Origin of the sequence: Elongatibacter sediminis (genome assembly GCF_037892215.1) — a bacterium.
In the GTDB taxonomy this organism is placed as follows: domain Bacteria; phylum Pseudomonadota; class Gammaproteobacteria; order Xanthomonadales; family SZUA-36; genus Elongatibacter; species Elongatibacter sediminis.
The window spans coordinates 172,275-194,302 of record NZ_JAZHOG010000009.1 but is presented as its reverse complement, the minus strand read 5'-3'; the positions used below and the strand labels follow the sequence as shown (position 1 = coordinate 194,302).

The 22,028-nt window shown below is 62.6% G+C and carries 20 protein-coding genes; 11 read left to right on the top strand and 9 right to left on the bottom strand.

The features are described from left to right. Nucleotides 1-10 precede the first annotated feature (10 nt). Nucleotides 11-163, top strand: coding sequence for a rubredoxin (locus tag V3330_RS14135; RefSeq protein WP_354696129.1), 153 nt, complete (start codon nucleotides 11-13; stop codon nucleotides 161-163). 33 nt (nucleotides 164-196) lie between these two features. Continuing rightward, the gene (locus V3330_RS14130) at nucleotides 197-391 is read left to right on the top strand and encodes a PspC domain-containing protein (RefSeq protein WP_354696085.1); all 195 of its coding nucleotides are present in this window, start codon (nucleotides 197-199) and stop codon (nucleotides 389-391) included. Nucleotides 392-403: 12 nt separating this feature from the next. On the opposite strand, the gene V3330_RS14125 is transcribed toward V3330_RS14130, so the two are convergent. The 3 genes from V3330_RS14125 to V3330_RS14115 all read right to left on the bottom strand — a co-directional run bounded on the left by V3330_RS14125 (nucleotide 404) and on the right by V3330_RS14115 (nucleotide 2,363). Continuing rightward, nucleotides 404-1,165 (bottom strand): metallophosphoesterase, encoded by a 762-nt coding sequence (locus tag V3330_RS14125; protein ID WP_354696084.1) that lies wholly within the window; start codon nucleotides 1,163-1,165, stop codon nucleotides 404-406. Nucleotides 1,166-1,253: 88 nt separating this feature from the next. Then, nucleotides 1,254-1,586 carry a YegP family protein gene (locus V3330_RS14120; RefSeq protein WP_354696083.1) on the bottom strand — a complete coding sequence of 111 codons (333 nt, stop codon included), beginning with the start codon at nucleotides 1,584-1,586 and terminating at the stop codon, nucleotides 1,254-1,256. A gap of 345 nt (nucleotides 1,587-1,931) precedes the next feature. Beyond that, entirely contained in the window at nucleotides 1,932-2,363 is a 432-nt protein-coding gene (locus V3330_RS14115; RefSeq protein WP_354696082.1) for a DUF192 domain-containing protein, read from the bottom strand. A gap of 128 nt (nucleotides 2,364-2,491) precedes the next feature. Here V3330_RS14115 and V3330_RS14110 point away from each other — a divergent pair, with 128 nt between their 5' ends. Beyond that, nucleotides 2,492-2,773, top strand: coding sequence for a nickel-binding protein (locus tag V3330_RS14110; RefSeq protein WP_354696081.1), 282 nt, complete (start codon nucleotides 2,492-2,494; stop codon nucleotides 2,771-2,773). A gap of 82 nt (nucleotides 2,774-2,855) precedes the next feature. Here V3330_RS14110 and V3330_RS14105 read toward each other — a convergent pair whose 3' ends face one another. The 3 genes from V3330_RS14105 to V3330_RS14095 are packed head-to-tail and all read right to left on the bottom strand — an operon-like array spanning nucleotide 2,856 to nucleotide 4,500. Next, a complete protein-coding gene (locus V3330_RS14105; protein WP_354696080.1) occupies nucleotides 2,856-3,467 on the bottom strand; it encodes a DUF4252 domain-containing protein in 612 nt (203 codons plus the stop codon). Further along, nucleotides 3,464-4,015, bottom strand: a complete 552-nt coding sequence (locus tag V3330_RS14100) for a hypothetical protein (protein ID WP_354696079.1) — start codon at nucleotides 4,013-4,015, stop codon at nucleotides 3,464-3,466. Before V3330_RS14100 ends, V3330_RS14105 begins: the two co-directional genes overlap by 4 nt. Next, nucleotides 4,012-4,500: a GFO_1088 family ECF-type sigma factor gene (locus V3330_RS14095; protein ID WP_354696078.1), complete on the bottom strand. Its 489-nt coding sequence runs from the start codon at nucleotides 4,498-4,500 to the stop codon at nucleotides 4,012-4,014. Before V3330_RS14095 ends, V3330_RS14100 begins: the two co-directional genes overlap by 4 nt. A 256-nt stretch (nucleotides 4,501-4,756) precedes the next feature. On the opposite strand from V3330_RS14095, the gene groES reads away from it, so the two are divergent. Continuing rightward, on the top strand, nucleotides 4,757-5,047 hold the full coding sequence (groES, locus tag V3330_RS14090) for a co-chaperone GroES (protein WP_354696077.1): 291 nt from the start codon (nucleotides 4,757-4,759) through the stop codon (nucleotides 5,045-5,047). A gap of 63 nt (nucleotides 5,048-5,110) precedes the next feature. Beyond that, on the top strand, nucleotides 5,111-6,754 hold the full coding sequence (groL, locus tag V3330_RS14085) for a chaperonin GroEL (protein WP_354696076.1): 1,644 nt from the start codon (nucleotides 5,111-5,113) through the stop codon (nucleotides 6,752-6,754). 510 nt (nucleotides 6,755-7,264) lie between these two features. Here groL and V3330_RS14080 read toward each other — a convergent pair. Further along, entirely contained in the window at nucleotides 7,265-9,481 is a 2,217-nt protein-coding gene (locus V3330_RS14080; protein ID WP_354696075.1) for a S9 family peptidase, read from the bottom strand. Nucleotides 9,482-9,589: 108 nt separating this feature from the next. Between V3330_RS14080 and V3330_RS14075 the strand changes: the two genes are divergently transcribed. Together V3330_RS14075 and V3330_RS14070 are read left to right on the top strand one after the other, a co-directional pair. Continuing rightward, entirely contained in the window at nucleotides 9,590-9,733 is a 144-nt protein-coding gene (locus tag V3330_RS14075; protein WP_354696074.1) for a hypothetical protein, read from the top strand. 113 nt (nucleotides 9,734-9,846) lie between these two features. After that, on the top strand, nucleotides 9,847-11,784 hold the full coding sequence (locus tag V3330_RS14070) for a vWA domain-containing protein (RefSeq protein ID WP_354696073.1): 1,938 nt from the start codon (nucleotides 9,847-9,849) through the stop codon (nucleotides 11,782-11,784). A 274-nt stretch (nucleotides 11,785-12,058) separates the two neighbouring features. On the opposite strand, the gene V3330_RS14065 is transcribed toward V3330_RS14070, so the two are convergent. Further along, nucleotides 12,059-13,072 (bottom strand): hypothetical protein, encoded by a 1,014-nt coding sequence (locus tag V3330_RS14065; protein ID WP_354696072.1) that lies wholly within the window; start codon nucleotides 13,070-13,072, stop codon nucleotides 12,059-12,061. A 639-nt stretch (nucleotides 13,073-13,711) separates the two neighbouring features. Between V3330_RS14065 and V3330_RS14060 the strand changes: the two genes are divergently transcribed. Further along, nucleotides 13,712-16,738, top strand: coding sequence for a choice-of-anchor P family protein (locus V3330_RS14060; RefSeq protein ID WP_354696071.1), 3,027 nt, complete (start codon nucleotides 13,712-13,714; stop codon nucleotides 16,736-16,738). A 141-nt stretch (nucleotides 16,739-16,879) separates the two neighbouring features. On the opposite strand, the gene V3330_RS14055 is transcribed toward V3330_RS14060, so the two are convergent. Beyond that, nucleotides 16,880-17,449 (bottom strand): peroxiredoxin, encoded by a 570-nt coding sequence (locus V3330_RS14055; protein ID WP_354696070.1) that lies wholly within the window; start codon nucleotides 17,447-17,449, stop codon nucleotides 16,880-16,882. Nucleotides 17,450-17,601: 152 nt separating this feature from the next. Between V3330_RS14055 and V3330_RS14050 the strand changes: the two genes are divergently transcribed. The 3 genes from V3330_RS14050 (at nucleotide 17,602) to V3330_RS14040 (ending at nucleotide 21,915) form a co-directional block, all read left to right on the top strand. After that, nucleotides 17,602-18,228, top strand: a complete 627-nt coding sequence (locus V3330_RS14050; protein ID WP_354696069.1) for an RNA polymerase sigma factor — start codon at nucleotides 17,602-17,604, stop codon at nucleotides 18,226-18,228. Continuing rightward, nucleotides 18,225-19,256 carry a FecR domain-containing protein gene (locus V3330_RS14045; protein WP_354696068.1) on the top strand — a complete coding sequence of 344 codons (1,032 nt, stop codon included), beginning with the start codon at nucleotides 18,225-18,227 and terminating at the stop codon, nucleotides 19,254-19,256. Before V3330_RS14050 ends, V3330_RS14045 begins: the two co-directional genes overlap by 4 nt. A gap of 142 nt (nucleotides 19,257-19,398) precedes the next feature. Further along, nucleotides 19,399-21,915: a TonB-dependent receptor gene (locus V3330_RS14040; protein ID WP_354696067.1), complete on the top strand. Its 2,517-nt coding sequence runs from the start codon at nucleotides 19,399-19,401 to the stop codon at nucleotides 21,913-21,915. The last annotated feature ends 113 nt before the right edge of the window (nucleotides 21,916-22,028 follow it).

Here is a 22,028-nt window from a genome sequence, read left to right as displayed (position 1 = left end):
TCGAACCTGGATGTGTATCATCTGCGGCTGGACCTACGACGAGGCGCAGGGCGCTCCCGAGGAGGGTTTGCCGCCGGGAACACGTTGGGAGGACATTCCCGACGACTGGATATGCCCCGACTGCGGAGCGTCCAAGGACGACTTCGAACTCGTCGAGGTCTGATCGGCTCACCCGGGAACCAGGAGGGCGCACGGCATGGCTTCAGATACCCGCATCCATCGATCCACGGACAATGCCATGATCGCGGGTGTTTGCGCCGGCATCGCCGAGCATTTTGGCTGGTCGGTCACCGGAACGCGGGTGGCCTACGTGCTCCTCTCGATCCTGTCGGCGGCCTTTCCGGGCATCCTCGTTTACATCATCCTGTGGCTGGTGCTGCCGCGGCGCTGAGCCGGATTTCCATCAGGCCCGGAGCAGACCGGTTCGAACCGAACCGTCCGAGTGAAGCTCCAGCCAGCGGCAGGCCGGTCCGGCCGGATCCGGGGTAAACCGCTCCTGTCCCGGCAGACTGTTGGCCGCCGTGGACGGGCAGGCCAGCAAACGCGCCTGGCCGTGACGGCTTTCGAACGCCTGGTGCACGTGTCCCCACACCACACAGCGCACCCGCGGATGGTCTTCGATCAGATCCAGCAGCGGTTCGGGGTCGAGCAGGCGGTAGCGGTCGATCCAGCGGGAACCCACGGGCACCGGCTGATGGTGCAAGGCCAGCAGCACCCACGAATTCTCATTCCGCGCCAGTTCGGCTTCCAGGTTCACCATCGTGTCGTCCGTCAGGCGCCCTTCCACCCGGCCTTCCAGCGTGGAATCGAGCATCACGATCCGCCACCCGCCCAGTGCCTGCGCCAACGGCCCGTTCCACGGGCCGTTGGCGAAATAAGCCTCGACATCGGAGGGCCGGTCGTGGTTGCCCGGCAGGGCCAGCAGCGGCAATTCGAGCGGATCCAGCGCAGCACGCAGGCGGCGATAGGCCTCGGCGCTGGAATCCTCGCTGAGATCCCCGGTCAGCAGCAACGCATCGGGAGTCCGGCCGGCCACCTTCGACACCAACGAGAGCAAGCCATCGTCCGCGTTCCCGCCGCGGTAGGGAGTCCCGGGACGGGCGGGCAGATGGCAGTCGCTGATCTGCACCAGTCGGACCGGTGCGGTGGTCGCCGCGGTGGGCATCGGGTCAGCTCCAGGAATCGAGTGGGGTCGCCATCAGGCAAAAAAGCGGGCCGAGGCCCGCTTTTTCCGAATCGCCGGCCCGGTCCGTTCAGTCGGGCAGTTCAACCGTGGCGCCAGCCGCGTTCGCGGCAACCGATTTCATGCCATTGCGGCAACCGCTGTCCGACTTGTACATCTGGCTGCGGCCGATTTCCTGGCCGTTGGAAGCCTTCAGGACGAAGTACGCCTTGCCGTTCTTGGCGGTACGGCATTCAAAGCGGCTTTCCACGCCGGCGTTTTTGCGTACGGACTCGATTCCGTTGGCGCAGGATTTCCGGGTCTTGTAGCCCTCGCTTTGCAGAATGACCTGCCCGTTGCTCGCCTTGAGCACGAAATAGTCCTGACCGTCCTTACCTTTGGTAACTACGAATTTTCCTGCCATGCGTTGAGCCCTCTCCTGATAGCTAATGTCAGATTCACAACAGCCGTGATCGCGTCTATCGGCACAACTGTTCCATTAACTTTAACATTAGACGCCCGGATTTGTGGATGCCCGAAGAATGCCCGAATTCGTCATTCTGTGCGGCAATCGACCGGCGTATGATCGAGATCAACACCACCACTCCGGGAACACCGCGATGAAAGTTTTTGTACCGCTGACCGATGACATGCTCGACCAGCTGGACGGCGTGGATCTGCCGGTCCCGTACTCGCCGGGTGCGATTCCGCTGAGCAGTCTGCCGCGCGGGGCGCGCCTGCAGGAAACCGGGCGTGCCGAGCTCGACGGTCAGTCGATATCCAGTTCCAGCCGGTCACCCGCCGATACCCCGAGTTCTTCCGCCTTGCCTGCGTTCAGCTCCAGCACATACCGGGCCGGACCGTCGCTGGGGTAGGACGGACAGCGCGGCACCCGGCAGGGCCGCGCATTCTCGGCAACACTGACCAGGCGCAGATCCCGGTCGAAATAGAAGATGTCGAGGGGGATACGGGTGTTCTTCATCCAGAAACTGCGGGTCACCTCGGTGGGAAAAATGAACAGCATGCCGTGATCGTCCGGCATGCTCTCCCGAAACATCAGTCCAAGAGCGTGTTCATCGGAAGTCGTGGCCAACTCCACCGAGAACCGTTCGCCTCCGAGCATCACGGTGGGTTCGGACCTGCAGGCGCTGGCCATGAGCATCAGCGCTGCCAGCATGGCGACCTTGAGTATATGGTGCATCGATTCTGGAATCCCCGGCGATATTGGCAACGGGCGAATCGTAACCTGTACCGGTCGTTCCGTCGAACCGGGGCACGAGCTCGAAATCTCCCCTATTCTTCAGGTACCACCGAAGCGGAGAGTCGATCATGCCTACCTACGTGATACTGCGCCGCGGCGCCTGGGAAGACGCCACGGCGCTGGAGGCATCGGCGGCGGAGTCCACCCGCGTCGCGGATGAGGAAATGGACGATCGCGTGCGCTGGATTCGTTCGTACGTCATCGAGGAGGAAGACGGCACTCTGGGCACCGTGTGCATTTACGAAGCCGAGGATGAAGCCGCGGTACTCGACCACGCCCAGCGGGCGGACTTGCCTGCGGACGAGGTGCTGCCGGTCGTCGATACCGTGATCGTTCGAGAAGATTCCTGAGGTCCGGCCTCCGGGCCGTGTCGTTCAGTTGGCAACACCGGCGAGAACCGCCACGAGGCGGGCGGTCCGCCGCGCGGCCGTCTCAACCTTCATCCGGCGCCACACCGTTGCCCAGATCCACGTCGAAGTTGTCCATCACCCGTTCCAGGTCCGCGGGATTGATGTTGCCGATGACATTGATAAAGGCGGCTTCGTCCTCTTCCACCGCCATGACGGTGATGCCCTCGACGGTGCCACCGGTAATTTTCATGAAAATGCGCACCTGCTCTTCGGCCGAATTCACGGTCACCACCGATTCCCAGCCACCCGCGCTCAGGCGGGACGAGACGTCACGCACGAAAGGCACGGCGCCGTCGGGCATCCGGCTGGTTTCGAACACATTCACGCGAACGCCCTTGAGGCGTTTGAACAGCGACGCCACCTCCGGATCCTCGCTGGCGCTGACCAGCCCGACCAGGTTGAGCAGGGATTCGCCCACCGAGATCTGCACCGTGGGTTCGCCGAACAGGGCGCCGAGTTCGCCGAAATCGACATAACCCGGCAGGTCCTTCAGCGCATCTTCCTGCGCCAGGGCCGGTCCGGCTGAAAAAACAATGGCAACCACGATCAGGGCCTGCAGCGACAGGCGTTTCAAGGACCTTCGCAGAGCCGAGCACCGCGTGCGGCCCGGAATCGAGTTGGCTGAACTGTTCATGAATGTTTCTCCTTGCGAGCTTGTTCGGTATACGGCAGATGCCGGGAAAAGTTACGGGTAACGGGTTCGGCGACTTCGTCGGCCAGGACCGACTGGATGCGGTTGCCGGCCCGAAGACCGACCTTGTCCAGGTAATGGAAGGCAATGGCGAGATCCCTGGCCGCGCTGGCCGCCCGTGCCTGCTGTTCGGTATCCAGGGCGTCCTCCCCGGAAGGATCTCCGACCGTCATCATCATGGCGAACGCGGCCAGCACCGCAGATGCGAAGGCTCCGGCCGCCACACGCCGCGGCCACGCCACACGCGCCCGGCGCTGCTCCCGCGGAATGCGCCGCAGTTTCCGGCTCAGGCGCGACGGCGCGCGTTCCAGCTGCAGATCGTCGAGGCTTTTCTGCAGGCGCCAGGCATCCACGATGGCCTGCGCCAGCGCCCGGTCGTCCGCGGCCGCCGCCCTGAGCCGTTCGATTCCGGCCTCATCCAGCTCGCCGTCGATCAGGGCATTGATCGCCGCTTCATGGTCCACCCGGTTACCCGGGGTATCGCTGTTCATGGTCTGACCTCCGCCAATTGTTTGCGCAACTGCTTGCGGGCCCGGTGCAGATACACCTTGACCTGGCTGAGGCTGAGCTCGAGCGCCTCCGCCACTTCCTCATACGAGTTCTGGTGCACGTCGCGCAGCACGACGAGCGAGCGGTAAGGCTCGTGCAACGCCGCGATGGCGCGCTCCAGCCATTGGCCCAGTTCCCGGCGCCGCGCATCGGCGGCGGGTTCGGCAACCTGGGATTCCGCGTTCTGCTCGGTGAGCTCTTCGGTCGGCCGGCGCCTTCGCAGGCGGTCCAGGCAACCATTGCGCGTCACCTTCATCAACCAGGCCTTCACCTTGTCGGGGTCGATCTCGTCACGGTGGTGCCACAGTTTGACGAAGGCTTCCTGGCAGGCGTCCTCCGCTTCGGACGGATCCTTCAACAGGTAACGCGCCAGGGTCCACGCGTGATCCTGGTACTCGTCCACCCAGATGCGGAAACGTCTGCTCATGTGATCATTAAACGCGATCCGGCCCAATTAGGTTACATTCCCGGCGCCGGTTCCCCCCGCCACCCCGGCCTGCAAGCCTCCGGACACACCACCGATTACGGTTGTCCCTTGAAACGCCAGAAATACAACCCCATTTGCCGCAACAGGCTGCGGTAATTGTGAATTGGCACCGCAGACATGCATGCATCCGGTGGGATAGGACTACCGGAACGATAATCAAGCTGGTTTGAACACTACACAGTTGGGAGATTTCGACATGAAACTTCGTCCTTTGCACGACCGCGTAATCGTTAAGCGCGTCGAGGAAGAAAAGGTATCCGCGGGCGGCATCGTGATTCCGGACAACGCGGCCGAGAAACCCATCCGTGGCGAGGTTCTCGCCGTGGGTAACGGCAAGATCCTGGACAACGGAGAACAGCGCGGCCTGGACGTCAAGGCCGGCGACACGGTGCTGTTCGGAAAATATTCCGGCACCGAGGTCAAGGTGGATGGCGAGGAACTGCTCGTCATGCGCGAAGACGACATCATGGCCGTCATCGAGGGCTGATCCGCACGGATCTCCATTCACCCATCCCTGAACAAACACTGAAGTACATCTGAGGAATTCGAAATGAGTGCAAAAGACGTGAAATTCGGTGAAGACGCCCGGGCAAAAATGCTGAACGGCGTCAATACCCTGGCCAATGCGGTCAAGGTCACCCTGGGCCCCAAGGGCCGTAATGTCGTGCTCGACAAGAGCTTCGGCGCGCCGACCGTCACCAAGGACGGCGTTTCCGTGGCCAAGGAAATCGAGCTCGAAGGCAAGTTCGAGAACATGGGCGCGCAGATGGTCAAGGAAGTCGCTTCCAAGACCTCCGACGTGGCCGGTGACGGCACCACGACCGCTACGGTGCTCGCCCAGGCCATGCTGCGCGAAGGCCTCAAGGCCGTAGCCGCGGGCATGAACCCGATGGACCTCAAGCGCGGCATCGATCGCGCCGTCGCCGAGGCTGTCGAAGCCCTGAAGACCCAGTCCACCCCGTGCACCGACAACAGCGCCATCGCGCAGGTCGGCACCATCTCCGCCAACTCCGACGAGGAAATCGGCAAGATCATCGCCGAGGCGATGGAGAAAGTGGGCAAGGAAGGCGTGATCACCGTCGAAGACGGTTCGGGCCTGGCCAACGAACTGGATGTTGTCGAAGGCATGCAGTTCGACCGCGGCTACCTGTCGCCGTACTTCATCAACGACCAGCAGAGCATGAGCGTCGAGCTGGAAAACCCGTACGTGCTGCTGCACGACAAGAAAATCAGCAACGTACGTGACCTGCTGCCGACCCTGGAAGCAGTTGCCAAGGCCGGTCGTCCGCTGCTGATCATCGCCGAGGACGTCGAAGGCGAAGCCCTGGCCACGCTGGTGGTCAACACCATCCGCGGCATCGTCAAGGTCGCCGCCGTCAAGGCGCCCGGCTTCGGTGACCGCCGCAAGGCCATGCTGGAAGACATCGCGGTCCTGACCGGCGGCACGGTGATTTCCGAGGAAGTCGGCCTCAGCCTGGAGAAGACCAGCCTGGACAACCTGGGTTCGGCCAAGAAGATCTCCATCACCAAGGAAAACACCACCGTCATCGACGGCGCTGGCGATCCCAAGGGCATCGAAGGCCGGGTCAACCAGATTCGCGCCCAGATCGAGGAATCCACCTCGGACTACGACCGCGAGAAGCTGCAGGAACGCGTGGCCAAGCTGGCCGGCGGTGTGGCTGTGATCAAGGTTGGCGCTGCCACCGAGGTCGAGATGAAAGAGAAGAAGGCCCGCGTCGAAGACGCTCTGCACGCAACCCGTGCGGCCGTCGAAGAAGGCGTGGTTCCTGGCGGTGGCGTGGCCCTGGTGCGTGCCGTGAGCAAGATTGCCGATCTCAAGGGCATCAACGAAGACCAGAACGTGGGCATCGCCATTGCGCGCCGCGCAATGACCGAGCCGCTGCGCCAGATCGTCACCAACGCCGGTGAGGAATCTTCGGTGGTTCTGAACAAGGTCTCCGAGGGAGAAGGCACGTTCGGTTACAACGCCGGCAACGGCGAGTACACCGACATGATCGAAGCCGGCATCCTGGATCCGACCAAGGTCGTGCGCACGGCGCTGCAGAACGCGGCATCCATCGCCGGTCTGATGATCACCACCGAGGCCATGGTGGCGGAGCTTCCGAAGGAAGAAGCCCCGATGCCGGCCGGTGGTGACATGGGCGGCATGGGTGGAATGGGCGGCATGATGTAAGCCGGCCCTGCCACAGCAAGACCCGGGGTCAGGTTCATGGATCTGACCCCATACCTCCGAAACCCCGCCTTCATGGCGGGGTTTCTTTTTGCGGGTGCGTTCTTGTTGGCAACACACCCGGAAGTATGACCCAGTGTCGTTTGTGGACGGGTCCTACGCCTTTCGCAGCAAGTGGATGATCTTCCAACGCAGCCGCCGACCCACTGGCGATGAACTCACTCGCCTGCTTGATAACCTCTGCCACCACGTCGTCCCGCGGCGACCCCGGCTTATCGATGCTGATCAACCGTCCAACGGCGCGGGGCCCTGGCCGTCACAACGGCGTTCGGGCAGTTCGTATCTGTGCCCGGGCGCCTGAATGCGCTCGCCGAAAAGCTGATTCGGAATTCGTTCAGGAAGAGATCCGCCTCCTTTCCATGATGGCTTCTGGAAAAAAAGCAAATCCACTGCGAAGCTGACCTGCGCACCCCTTCCTCTACTCTGTCCCTTTACTCTGACCCCACTACTGGCCTATTCGGGGCAGGGACAGGCCCGTTTGAGGTTTTTCTCGAAGTAGTTCGCGATCTTCGTGAACACGTGCTGCTGGTAATCGTTGATGCCATGGTGCTGGTTCGGGTACAGCATCATGTCGAACTGCTTGCCGGCTTCGATCAGCGCGTTGGCAAACTGCAGCGTGAATGCATACTTGACGTTTTCGTCGCCGGTACCGTGAATCAGCAGCAGATTGCCCTGCAGACGATCTGCGTAGTTCAGCAAATTGGTCTTCCGGTAGCCTTCGGCGTTCTCGTCCAGTGGCCCCATCCAGCGCTGCAGGCCAATGGCCTGGTAGCGGTCGAGGTTTATCACCGGCGCGACGCTGACACCGGTGTGGATGTGCGGCGCGCCTTTGGTCATCAACGCGGCGGCCAGATAACCACCGCCGCTCCAGCCCCAGAATCCAACACGCCCGGCGTCGATATAGGGTTGCGCCTTAAGGTGTTTGACGCCTTCCAGAAAATCCTGGATGGCGTACTTCGCGTAGTGCCCGTAGGTCAGGTTCTTGGCCAGCTTGCCCCGGCCGGCGGTGGTGCGGTTGTCGAAGGCGAAGATGACATAGCCCTGTTCGGCCATGTAACGGTGCCACAGATCCTGCTTCGCGCCGCGCTGGGTTCCCCACCGATTGACCACGACCTGCGAGCCGGCGTTGCCGTAGCCGTAACCGATCGCCGGGTAGGTGCTGGACGGGTCGAAATCCGTCGGTCGGATCAGGAATCCGTCGATCTCGATGCCGTCTTCGAGTTCCACCCGGATGAACTCCGTGCGCGGCATGACATAGTCCTTCATGGCTGCGATCCGATTCTGCTTCACCACCCGTACCGGCTCGCCGTCGGAGTGGAGCAGGGTCTGGGCCGGCGGCGTGTTGGCATTTGAGTACGTCTGGATCACGTAGCGATGGCCGGGCGAGAACGCCCACTGGTACCAGCCTGGCTCGCCGGTCAGCTTTTCGACGGGTGAGCCGTCCAGGCCGACCCGATATACGTGCTGGTCAATGTAGGAGTCTTTCTTGGCGTAGAAATACAGCCAGCTCTCAGCCTCGTCCAGCGCGATCAGGGAGCTGATTTCCCAGTCACCATCGGTCAGTTGTGTTTCGTTGCCCTGGTGGTCGTACAGATAGGCGTGGCGGTAGCCACTTTTCTCGGACGTCCACACAAAGCGGTCCTCATCTTCGAAAAAGAACAGGTCGTCGGTGATGCCGATCCACGCCGGGTCCGAATCGGTGACTATAGTGCGGGTTTCGCCGGTCGTGGCGTCACCCAGCATCAGTTCCAGCGTCTTGTGGCTCTGGTAGAGGCGCTGCAACGCCAGCCGGTCTTTGTCAATCCAGGCCACCCGGGGAATGTAGTCCTGTTCTTCGTGCCGGGTTTCCATCCACAGTGTCGTTTGCCGTTCGACGTCGTAGATGCCAATTCGATAGATCGCATGGGGATCTCCGGTGTTGGCGTACTTCAGTTCGCGAACGATGTTATAGCGGGGAAGTTCGTCGACGATATGGAACACGTTGACGTCGGTGGCGTCGAGCCGCCAGAACGCGATCTTCTTTCCGTCCGGGGACCAGTGCCAGGCGTCGCGGCGGAAAAAGCCACTGGAGTAATCGAAGATGCCGTTGAAGATGTCCGCGCTGCCGTCCGTGGTGACGGCCTGCGTCGAACGGGTCTCGAGGTCGGTCACGTAGAGGTCGTTGTTCAGCACGTAGCCGACCTTGCGGCTGTCAGGCGACAGGTAGACGTTGCGCAGGGTCGGATCCCCGTCCGCCAACGCCCAGGTTGTACCACTCGGCCGATGATGCATGTAGTAGGGTGCTTCCCGGACGCTGTCCCAGGTGAGATTCACCGGCCCGATGATCAGCAGGTATACCTGATCGTCGCTCCAACGATAAGCACTCATCAGTACGGGCTTGCCGTCGACCGTGAGCTGTGATCCGGCAACGAGCAACCCGGATTCTCCGGTCGACACATCGTAGCGGTGAATGTCGAGCAGTCCGCTCTCCGCATTCCGGCGGGAAAAAGTGAACGCGGCGCCTTCGTCGATCCACTGGATGTCGCTCAACAGGTCGTTGCTGAATTCGCCACTGGCGAAGATGGCGTCGATGGTCAGGGCCTTTCCGCCTTCGGCTGCCTGCAGCGAGGTGATCTGCTGAACCAGTGCGAGCAGGATGATTGATGACCAGCTTTTGATTTTGGCAGGCATGACGCCTCCGGGCGTGCTTTCAGGGGACTCGGGTATTCAGCATACCGTGAAATGATGCGGTCACAGTAAAGGGACAGTGAAAACCGAGAGCAACTCGCGGAACTTTTCTTGAGCGCCTGCCGAACGGTGACGAGCTGTGCGCAGGGATTCCTGCACTACGACATTCCGACGCCGGGCCTCATGGGCGTTGTGCCTGTCCAGCGGATCATGGACGATAACGTCGCCGACTGCGAGGCGGCGCAACAGGAATGATCCCACTACTGATCCAGATGGTGGCAACACATGAGCTTGAGGCCATTGTTCCACTCTCTTGCTGGCGTAAACCGCTAAACTTGCACTTCGCTACAAGATTTAAGGGGCTCGCTATGGTGAAACTCACGCTGATAGGCATGTTCTGCCTGTACTCGGCCACGGCATGGGCCCAGACCGGCAGTCTGGAAGCCCCGGCTACCGCGGACATTGGCTCGGATATCCAGGTGAACTGGACCGGTCCCCGGTACACCTACGACAGTATTTACGTGGCGGATCCGGCAGCACCCGACAGCGCCGCAGCTCTGGCCACGGCCACGAGCATACTGAGCAATAAGGGAGCGGTGCAGGTGCGTGTGCCCGATACGCCCGGGCACTACGAACTGCGCTACTACGGCTCCCGGGAAAAGGCCGTGCTCGGGCGCCGAGCGATTGAAATTGTCGATGTGCCTGCCTCGCTGGAAGCGGCGGACAGCGCCGGCATCGGCCAACAGATCGCGGTTTCCTGGACCGGGCCGGGCACCACGTATGATCGTATCGAGTTGCACACGCGCGGCGCCGCAGACGACGCCAAGGCGATGGTCGGGCATTCCATCACCGGGCGCGTGACTCCGATCAACCTGGTGGTGCCGGAAACGCCAGGGGATTACGAGATCCGCTATGTCACCGTTCAGTCCGGTCGCGTGCTGGCACGCCGGCCGGTCACCGTCACCGAGACCGCAGCGACCCTCGACGCACCGGACCAGGTGGAATTGGGAGAGGAAATCCAGATTGCCTGGACCGGACCGGGCAATAGCTACGATCGTATCGAACTACATCCCGTGGGCGCAGCCGAAGATGCCAAACCGGTGAGGAGCGCCAGTCTGCTGCACAAGAGTCCGGTCTCTTTCAAAATGCCCGAACAACCCGGGGACTATGAACTGCGTTACGCGTTGCGCCAGACGGACCGGGTGATCGCCACCGAACCCGTCACCGTGGGCGCGGTGGAGACTTCGCTGGATGCGCCCGAACGTGCCACCGCCGACACCACACTCCATGTCGGCTGGGTTGGCCCCGGCAACAATTACGACACGATTGGGTTATGGGAGCCCGATGCCGCAGACTCCGCCGAGGCGGTGGCTGGCTCTGCGATCTTGAACGAGCGCAATCCACTGCCCATCGAGTTACCGGATGTGGAAGGCGAATACGAATTGCGTTACCGCACGGCCCAGACAAAACAGGTGCTCGCGCGCAAAGCCATTGTCATCGAGCCGGCCGGACGCCTGGCGGTGATGTTCGATCGTGAGGGCGAAGAAGTGACCGGCGGTCATGCCGATGGTACCGGGGCTGTGGAGTTGATCCTCGATGCCTCGGGCAGCATGCTGCAGCGCGACTCGAACAATAAGCGCCGCATTGAAATCGCGCGTGAAGTGCTCGATGAATTCGTCCGCAATTATCTGCAGGAAGACCAGCCCTTTGCGATGCGGGTATTCGGCCACAAAGAGGCGGACAAATGCCGCACCGATCTGGAAGTGCCGCTGGGACCGATTGATCCGCAGGCGGCGGCGCAAATCATAGCCGGCGTCAACGCGAAAAACCTGGCCAAAACGCCCATTGCCGATTCCCTGGCCCAAGTACCGTCGGATCTGGCCGGCGCCAGCGGCCCGAAGACCGTGATTCTGATCACCGACGGCGAAGAAACCTGTGACGGCGATCCGTCCCGGGTGATCGAGATCTTGCGCGGTCAGGGTCTGGACGTGCAGATATCCATCGTCGGTTTCGCCATCGACGACGCGGACCTCAAGGCCACTTTCGAGTCCTGGGCGCAACTGGGCGGTGGAAGTTATTTCGATGCCGATTCGGCCGAGGAATTGAGCCGATCATTACGCACTGTCATCTCGGGACCCTTCAAGGTATTCGATGCGCAAGACCAGGTCGCAGGTCAAGGCGTAATCGGAGGTGCCGACATCGTGCTACCCGCCGGAACCTATCGAATCGAGACCGTGGGAGCCTCGCCCGAGGTAATCGAAAACGTGGAAATCAAGCCCGGAGAACTGACCCGAGTATCGTTCTAGGAAACACGCGGCATCAAGGAAGCTGATGCGCTGGGCCACCATCGCCGTGTTCAATAGCAAGACCACGGCTTCAGCCCACGCATCAAAGCCATTTGTCTGCAGCAGGTCCACTGCCTCACCAATCGGCTTATCCTCATCGTGCTGAGCCATCTCGCGTGCCCTCTTGTCTGCATTGGTCAAATCGCTTTCAAAAGGAGAACCGGATGGCTCGGCACTTCTGACCGCCATCAGAAAATTACAGAAAAAACGTTGTACCACCTGCCGTCTGTCGCGATTACTGCCTCGAACTCTCGTCGGAATGATCGGCGGCCCGTGACTCATGGATGAGGCGAAAAACCTCGTCCAGATCTCGGGTTTGCTCCAGCGCCTGGCGGATATGGAATTCACTGCGCGACATGCGCCCGCGCGCAAGCGGGCCGTCTTCCTGGTAGGCGTAGGGCGTATGGCTTTCGGGCAACACCTTCCGGGCGGCCTGTGATGGGATGTAGAACAGGAAAGCGTGCCACACATCACCCTCGTCGACACCCGCGGCTGCGGCTGCTTTTCTGGAACGTTCGTGGACCTGATCCTGGAATGGGCGGGTGTGGCCTGATTCGTGGAACAGCAAATCGAGCGCGAGCAGCCCGGGAAACCAGTTCTCAGGGGACGCGAGCACAATGTGATTGGGCCGGTTGGTGGCATAGGCACCGTGACGTCCCGAATAAACACTGACATCCACGCGGATCGTTTCCGGCCAGGCCACTCCGTAACTCGTCGCGACAAAATCAGCCATGCCTTTTTCATACTGCTCGAGGTACCTGACGAGTTCACGGATACGCGTGCGATTGGTCACATCGTGGCGCGGCCACCAGTACTTGAGATAGAGCGGCATCATGCGCTCGAGCGCGGCATATGCCGGTTCCGCGCCGGGATCACGTGGAAATGAATCCGGTCCGTAGACAACGGTGGCGCCAATATCGAAAAGTGTGCGATCGAAGAGCAGATCACCCTCACCGTATCGGGCGTAAACGGACAGCACGTTCTCAAAGATCAACCGGTCGCCATCAGTCAATCCGACATCACGGTCAGCGGGGTACGTTCGCACCCGGCCTCCAAGCATCTTCTCTCGGAGCACGGTGTTGCGTGCTTCGTGATAGAGGAAGTGGTGCAGGTTGACCCAGGGATCCGAGTGAAAGCTGAAATGGGACGTCTCGGAAACTTCTGCCGCGAGGAGTTGCGTTGCGCACAGCAACAGGGCGGCAACGACCCCGAAGTTTCGGGACGCTGATTGCAATGTTTGCTGGTTCACGGGCTTGCTCAAGACGTTGATAAAACGGATCCCAACCCTGGCAAACCAGCATATCACCCCGTCGAGATACCCGGAAAATCACGATGATGCCCTGCACGCCACTCGTGGGGCCGTCGAACAAATCCTGGTCCCGGACAGTGACAACACAGGCAGTATGATCTGAGTGATATTCCGATCCGAAGGGCCCTGGAATCAACCCCATGGCGGGCTTTTCTGGCCGGCAAATTTGGTCTCGAAGGTGAGATTATCCACGTTTGTCACCCGGAAACGGCTCAACCACGCCAAAGTGGCCGTTCCTGTCAAGGCGTGACTTTCGCCCCGAAACATGCCTATACTTTGCCTCATTGGCACGGAATCGCCACATTGAGTTAGCAAGCCAGGGAGGCTCAAGGATAGTACGGATAAAATCAAGGACGATGGCGAATTGGCCGCTAACGGCCGACTCGCAGGCCCATCCCACACACACGCAACACACCGCCCTTCTCGTCCACTCCCACCGTACGTCCCTGCGGAACCCGGTTTCGCATGGGTGACGCGTGTGTCCGCTCACATGGATACGCGACGTCACCACAGGTTTTGACGGCCACCAGCCTGTTTGCTGGCGGATAACGAAAGACTGGTATTAGAGGGAGTACGGAAATGTTTGCGTCTCGTATCGCACGCGTGTGTGCATGTTTATTCCTGTTTTCAGCGCCGCTGACGGCGTTCGCCCAGGATTCAGCCGGGTCCGCCTTTGGCGAATCCGTGGATCTGTCCATCGATTCGGCATTCAGCCTGGTCACGGTTGAGGCCACGAGCGGGCCGATTCCTTATGTCAGTGACGGCACGCCGCCGCCCTACAACACCTCCGATTCATTGCTCGGGGTCGATATCGACGCCAATATCAAGCTGATTTCCGATATCCTGCCGGCCACCGCCGTGGGCGTGCTGGAGACCGGCATCCTCAATGTCTCCACCACTGGCGATGATTCCCCACAGTCCGACTCCAGCGCCAGTGTGGCCGACGTCGATCTCGGTCTGCTCGGCGATGTGCTCCTCCCGCTGGTACTCGGAATCACGGCCGACGAAGTCGTCTCCACGGCCAGGGCATCCGGCTCCTGCGGCGCCGGTCTGAGCGCATCGGGCACCACCTCGCTGGTCAATGCCAGCCTCGCCAGCGACCTGGCCGAACTGGCCGGAATCGAAGGCGCCCTGCTCGCCAGCCCGCCGGCGAACTACGTGCTGCTGGACCTCAACCTGCTGGGCGGACACATCCGCATCGTGCTGAACGAGCAGATCACCACCGGCGACGGCACCACCAGCGCCGGCATCACCGTCAACGCCATCCACATCACCATCGACAACCTGCCGCTGGCGGCGATCATCACGGATCTGACCGGCGAGGTCATCATTTCCCAGTCGAAGGCCTCGGTGACCTGCGCCGAAGCCGATCTCTCGGTGACCCTGTCCGACAGCCCGGACCCGATCACCGCCGGCAACGTGCTGACCTACACCATCGACGTCAGCAACGCCGGTCCCGACAGCGCCAACAACATCCAGCTCGACCACGTTCTGCCGCCCGGCGTGACTCTTGGTTCCGCGACCCCGGACCAGGGTTCGTGCAATGAGTCCGGCGGTACCGTGAGCTGTGACCTCGGCAACCTGGCCAACGGTGACAGCACATCGATCACCGTGACCGTGACCCCGAACGCGCCCGGCGCGCTCGACAGTTCGGTATCGGTCAGCGCGGACGCGCACGACCCGGACCCGTCGAACAACGCCGACAGCGAAGCTTCCACCGTGGAAGCCGCGCCCGGATCGGCCGACCTCTCCATTACGATCACCGATTCACCGGACCCGGTCACGGCCGGGAATCCGCTGACGGTGACCCTCGATGTGACCAACGACGGCCCGGATGAAGCCACCGATACGGTGGTGGTCTACACGCCGCCGCCCGGAGTGCCCATCACCAGCGTCACGCCGTCACAGGGCACGTGCGACGTCGGACCGACGACCATCACCTGCGATCTGGGCTCGGTCCCCAATGGCGGCACGCCGGACATCGTCGTGGTGATGACGCCGACCCTTCCGGGCACCCTGGATCACGAGGCCACGGTCAGCTCCGCGGTAGCCGATCCGACGCCCGACAACAATGCCGACAACGAAAGTAGCCTCGTCGAGGTCGTGCCCAACGCCAGCGCCGATCTGAGCCTCAGCAAAACCGACGATGCCGATCCCGTGGTGGTGGGCCAGCCTCTGACCTACACCCTGGACATCAGCAATGCCGGACCTGATGACACAGGCAGCGTGGTCGTGACCGATACGCTTCCGGCCAGCGTCGACTTTCAGAGCGCCACGCCGTCCCAGGGCAGTTGCGATTTCACCGACCCCGACGTGGTCTGCTACCTGGGCGCAATCACCAACAGCGCCGGGGCCACGGTCGAAATCGTGGTGATTCCGCAATCGGCCGGCCAGATATCCAATACTGCGGTGGTCTCCTCCGACATCGACGATCCGTCACCGGACAACAATTCGGACACCGAGGACACCACGGTGGATCCGGGCGAAGCCGACCTGACCATCACCAAGGTGAGCTCGGTCGAGCCGGCCACGGTCGACGTGCCGTTCCAGTACACGATCACCGTCAGCAATGCGGGTCCGGACGACGCCACGCTAACGGAAGTGATCGACACCCTGCCCGCAAGCCTGGAGTACGGCTCCGCGCTGCCCAGCCAAGGCAGCTGCGATGAAAGCGCGGGCACCGTCACCTGCGCGCTGGGCACCGTCGCCAGCGGCCAGGATGCGACCATCGTGATCGAAGTCACTCCCACGGAAACGGGCATGCTCACCAACAACGCCGTGGTCGACTCGCAGATCGACGACCCCAACCCGGACGACAACGATGTGAACGAAGACACCGATGTCGACACCGGGCGGGCGACGTTCGCGGTTACCAAGGACTTCACCGACGACAACCCGGCCGAAGTGGTGGTGACCATCAGTTGCAACACCGGTCTGCCGCTGGAGCAATCCAAGGCCATTACCGAGGAGGAAGGGGTGACCTTCATCGTCACCGAGTTCGACTCCGGCGAGATGGATTGCGAAATCACCGAAGACGTACCGGCCGGCTACATTCCGGATTACTTCGACGGCGCGACCAATAGCGATACATCCTGCGTGTTCGAAGACATCGAGGGCAATCCGGACTTCACCTGCGATATCGTCAACACCCCGGGTCCCGTGGACGTCGAAATCACCAAGGAATGGGTGTTCGAAGGCAACGCCAGCGGCATCGATACCGACTTCGAACTGGTACTGCACTGCAACGGCGAAATCGTCGGCGGCAGTAAGTACTGCGGCCCGGAAAAAATCCTGGGAGACATCGACGTTGGTGAATACTCCTGCCAAAGCTTCTACGGCAACGGCTCGGAGGTGTTCAACGCCCAGGTCGTTCCCGCTTACCCGTCGACCTCGTGCTGGGTCGAAGAGATCCTCTACGACCCGTCGGTCGAAGTGGACAACGGTTGCGGCGAGCTTACGGTCAGTGCCGGACAGGGCGATTCCTGCGTGATCACCAATTCGGTGTTCTTCGAAGGGGTTCCGACCCTGGACAAGCGCGGGCTCGCGGTATTGATCCTGACCCTGCTGATCTTCGGCAGTGTCGGTGTCAGGCGCCTGAGCAGCTGAGCAGCCGGTGTGCGGGTCCGCATGAAGCGCTGACCCGCCACCCGGGATCGAAGACAGAAAACCCCGCGTCCGCGGGGTTTTCTTTGGGTGGGTAGATTGTCCGGTCGTCTTGCGGCCAGCGCGCGGCCGCCTGGCGACGGATCAGCCCTGGAAGGCCACCCGGGGTTCGGCGACGCCCTCGGACTTCGTGCCCTTCAGGTACGCCAGCATGGTGTCGGCGTCGGACACCTCGAACGGGTCGGTCGGGCAGTTGTCGCTGAACTCCGGCTCGACGAACATCTTCTCGATGGTGCCGTCGTTGACCAGCATGGAGTAGCGCCACGACCGCATGCCGAAACCGAGGTTCGACTTGTCCACCAGCATGCCCATCTTGCGCGTGAATTCGCCCGCGCCATCCGGCAGCAGGAAGATATTCTTGTTGCCGATGTGCTTGCCCCACTGGAACATCACGAACGCATCGTTCACCGACACGCAGATGATCTCGTCGATGCCCTGGGCCTTGAACTCCTCGTAGAGTTCGTCATAGCGCGGCAGGTGGTTGGACGAGCAGGTCGGCGTGAATGCGCCGGGCAGCGAAAATACCACGACCTTCTTGCCCCCGAAAATATCCTGTGTGGTCTTGTCTTCCCAGCGATACGGGTTGTCGCCTTCCACGGACTCGTCCCGAACGCGGGTTTTGAACACAACATTGGGTACTCGATTGTTGATCATGAATGTCTCCTTTTGACATGAATAACGGGTACGTACGTCTATCTGGTATCGACTTTGTCCGAAACAAGGGCCACGCCTGAACAAACGCCAGCGACCGGTTTTTGTACCGCGTCCCGTCTAACATGAAGTAAGGCGGACATAAGGAAACCCGTGTGCCGGTACATCTGGAAGACAGGCAGCTTGCCAAACGCCTGCGCCGCGGCGACACGCGCGCGTTCGACCGATTTTTTCATGATTACTTCGCACGCCTGTACCGCTTCGCGCACGCCCGTCTGCCGGACGACCACGACGCCACGGCCGAGGTGGTGCAGGCCAGCCTGACCAAGGCCATGCGCCACATCCGAAAATACCGCGGCGAGGCGGCGCTGTTTACCTGGCTGTGTTCGATCTGCCGCAATGAAATCGCGGATTGGCACCGGCGGCACGCACGCTACCGGAATCACGTGGTGCTGTCGGAGGATCATCCCGAGGTCCGTGCCGCCGTGGAGTCGCTTCACGCACCCGACGACGCGGGGCCGCAACGGACGCAGCAGCGGACCGAAGCGGCCCGGCTCATCCAGGTGGCGCTGGACCGCCTGCCACCGCGCTATGGCGACGCGCTGGAATGGAAGTACATCGAAGGCCGCTCGGTGAAGGAGATCGCCGGCCGGCTGGCCATCAGCGCCGAAGCCACGCAGTCCCTGCTGGCCCGCGCCCGACGCGCCTTCCAGGACATCTACGCTGAACTGGTCGGGCCGGCATTCGGAACCGGCGACACGACGAAACAGGCACACTCATGAAACCAGACCATTCCACACACGATAAGGCGCGGAGCAAGGACCCCGAGGCCCTGCTCGAGTCACTCTTCAGCGAGGCTCGAGTCCGGGAAAAACCGCCGGCAGAGGTCGAAGACGCCATCCGCGCGGAGGTCCGCCAGGCCTGGCAGCAGGCGGTGGGCAGGCAGCGCAGAAAACGCCTGTTCGCCATCGGTGCCGCCGCTTCGGTTCTGCTTGCCATCGGCTTTCTGGCCAGCGGCCAGCGGCCGGCGGATGGGCCCGCTTTCCCGGTGCAGGTGGAACGGGTCATCGGATCCGCGTTCGCGGATACCCCGGACGGATCCGCCGGGGCCAGAAGCCAGACGATCGCTGCCGGACTCGAACTGGTGCCGGGCTCCGTCGTCAGAACCACCGCGGGCGCGCTGCTGGCCTTGCGCTGGGCCTCGGACACGAGGATGCGGCTGGACGAGAGCACCGAGTTGATCGTGACATCCACCCACTCGGTCCGGCTGCGGACCGGGGCGGTCTATGTCGAGTCCGGGGCGGCAGCCGCCGGAGCGGAACCGTTGATCATCGAGACCGCCCATGGCCGGGTTGAACCCGTTGGAACCCGGTACATGACCCGGGTCACCGCGAATGCCACCATCGTCAGCGTTCGCGCTGGCGCCGTCCGCTTCGGCAGCCCGGTCGATGCGGGCACGGAACCGGCCCTGGCACGATCGAGCCAGCGACTGACGGCCACCGGTGCGGCGGCGCCCCGCATCGAGCCCGTCGCCACCTGGGGTCCGGACTGGAGTTGGGCCGAACGGCTCTCTCCGGTGTTCGACGCGGACGGCCGCAGTCTCGCGGCACTGTTCGACTGGGTCGCCGCCGAGACCGGCCGCACCGTGCGCTACGCCTCGCCCCAGGCCCGCCGGGCGGCCGCCGACAACCTGCTGCACGGTTCGATCGATCTCGAGCCGCTGCGCGCGCTGCAGGTCGCCGCGGCAAGTTCCGGACTGCAAACCCACATCGATGAAGGTGAGTTGAGGGTGGACGTTTCCCCGCGCTGAATCCCAGGCGGCCCCGCCCGGTTGGCCTATTCGGGTTCCGGCCTGGCGCTATAATCTGAAATCTCACCAGCCGGGGACGGATTTATTGGCCGTTATGGGTTTCCACGCCGCCAATCCAGCCGCCCGCGCCGTCCGGACCGCAATGTTTCTGATCCTGATAGCCGCGTGGCCAGCCGCCGCCCGGGCCCAGCAGATTGCCGATGCCGACTGGCGGGGCCGGTCGGTGGCCGAGGTACTCGACACCGTGCGGGCATCGGGTTTTCCCGTGGTTTACAGCACCCGGCTGGTGTCACCGGATCTGCGGATCGAGCACGAGCCCGTGGCACGGGAACCGGCGCTCCGCGTGGCGGAGATTCTGGCACCCCACGGCCTCGCGCTGGAACCGGTTGACGGCCTGTTCGTGGTGACACGAACGGCCCCGGCCGGCGAACAGCGCCCACCGCAGGCCCAGGTGTTCGTTATTCTTGAGAGGCCCGGCTCGCCACCCGGCGATCTGCTTGTGCAGATCCGGGATGGTCCCCGGAGTCCCGCGGCGAGAAAGGTCAGCACCGGAATTTACGCATTCGATGCCCTGGCGCCGGGACGCTACCGCCTGGAGGTACGAGCCACCGGATACCTCACCGCCGAACATGCCGTGAATCTCGGGGGCGGCCTGACCCACGTTTGGCGCGTCGAAATCAACACAGCCCCCGCCGAACTCGCGACACTCGACGTCTCCGCCAGCCGCTACGTTCTGTTTTCCAGTTCACCGTTCTTCATTGACCAGCGGGCCATCCAGTCGCTGCCGGACCTGGGCGAGGATCCGCTGCGCTCGGTGCAACGCCTGCCGGGCACGGCCGCCGGCGGTCTGTCCTCCCGTTCGCATTTCCGCGGCGGCGCGGAAGACGAAACCGCGATTTACCTCAATGGCCTGCACCTGCTCGACCCCTTCCACATTCGCGACTACCACAGCATCTTCAGCACCATCGACGCTCGCGCCATCGCCGGCATCGAGGCGTGGACCGGTGGATTTCCCGCCCGCTACGGCGACAGCATGAGTGGCGTCCTCCTGCTTCAATCCCAACAGCCGGACGAACCGCGGCACACCGAACTCGGTCTGAGCGTTTACAACACCTCGGCTCTGGTCAGTGGATACAGCGAGAACGAAACCGTCGACTGGCTACTGAGCGCACGGCGCAGCAATCTCGACCTGGTGCTTTCCGACGATCTGGGAAAACCCGACTATTTCGACAGCTTCGCCGCTGCGGGTTGGAATGTCAGCGCGCAGACCCGGCTTTCGATCAACGGCCTGTACGCCGACGATCGCGTCACCGTGATCACCGAGAGCGACCCGGAAGAACTGGAACGGTCCGACAGCCGCACCCGCAACCGTCACGTGTGGCTGCTGGCCGAGACCGACTGGTCGCCGACCCTGTCCAGCGCGACGGTCCTGTCCGTCAGCCGGCTCGAAAACCGGCGCGAAGCCGAGGTCAATGACCCCGAGCAACTGGTCGGTGCCGTCCTCGACGAGCGCAGCGCCTCCCTGGCCGCCCTGCGCCAGGACTGGCGGCTGGTATTGCCGGGCGGACTTGAATTCAACGCGGGTCTCGAAATGGAGCGCATGAGCGCACGTTATGACTACCGATCCGAGGCCAGCTACTTCGAATTCTTCGCTGCCTGGCCGGGCATCACCAACCCGCGCACGGCGGCCCTGCGGGCGGATCCGTCCGGCCACGCTTTCGGGGCGTTCGCCTCGCTGCGCTGGCGCCTGGCTCCGAACACCACCGTGGAGCCCGGCTTGCGCTGGGACCGGCAAACCTACACCGGATCCGCGGACGGCAGCCAGCTCAGTCCCCGCCTGGCGATGCGGCATGAATTTCCCAATGGCCTCGACCTGCGGCTGTCGTGGGGACGCTATCACCAGGCGCAGCCGATCCAGAACCTGCAGATCGAGGACGGGATCACCCGGTTCTTCGCACCACAGCGATCCGATCACTGGATCGCCGGGCTGCAGCGACGCTGGCCGAACGGCTACCGCCTGCGGCTGGAGGCTTTTTTCAAGGATTATGAGCGGCTCAAGCCACGCTTCGAAAACCTGTACGACGATCTGGCCCTGATCCCGGAGCTCGAGCCCGACCGGGTGCGGCTGGATCCCGCCTCCGCGCGCGCCCGCGGCGTGGAACTGACCCTGGAATACCGCGGCGACGGCCCCCTCAATGGTTGGGCCTCGTGGACCTGGTCGCGGGTCAGTGACACCTTCGATGGGCGCCGGGAGCCGCGCAGCTGGGACCAGCGTCATGCGCTCCAGGCCGGGCTGGCCTGGGACCGTAATCCCTGGGAGGTCGGCCTGGCGGTGAGCGTGCACAGCGGTTGGCCGACAACCGGCATGTCACTGGGCCTGGACCCGGACACCGATGCCTATTTTCCCGTGCCCGGACCACGCAACGCGGAACGACTGGGCACCTACGCGACCCTGGACTTCCGCATCGCTCGCGAATTCCGGCTTCGCCGCGGCAGCCTGACGGCTTTTCTGGAGGTCTCCAACGCCACCAACCGGAAGAACGCCTGCTGCGTCGATTTCGATATCGACGAGGACGACGAAGGCCAGGTTTTTCTCGATCGTACCGAAGACCACTGGCTGCCCATCCTCCCCGCCATCGGCCTGTTGTGGGTTTTCTGAACGACCCGCGGCAAACAAGCCTCGCCCTTGCCGACCGGTTTTTCCGTTGACACCCGTCTAACCGGGTGAGTGCCACAGACACTCACGCCAACCGGAGCCGGTTAACCGGCCCA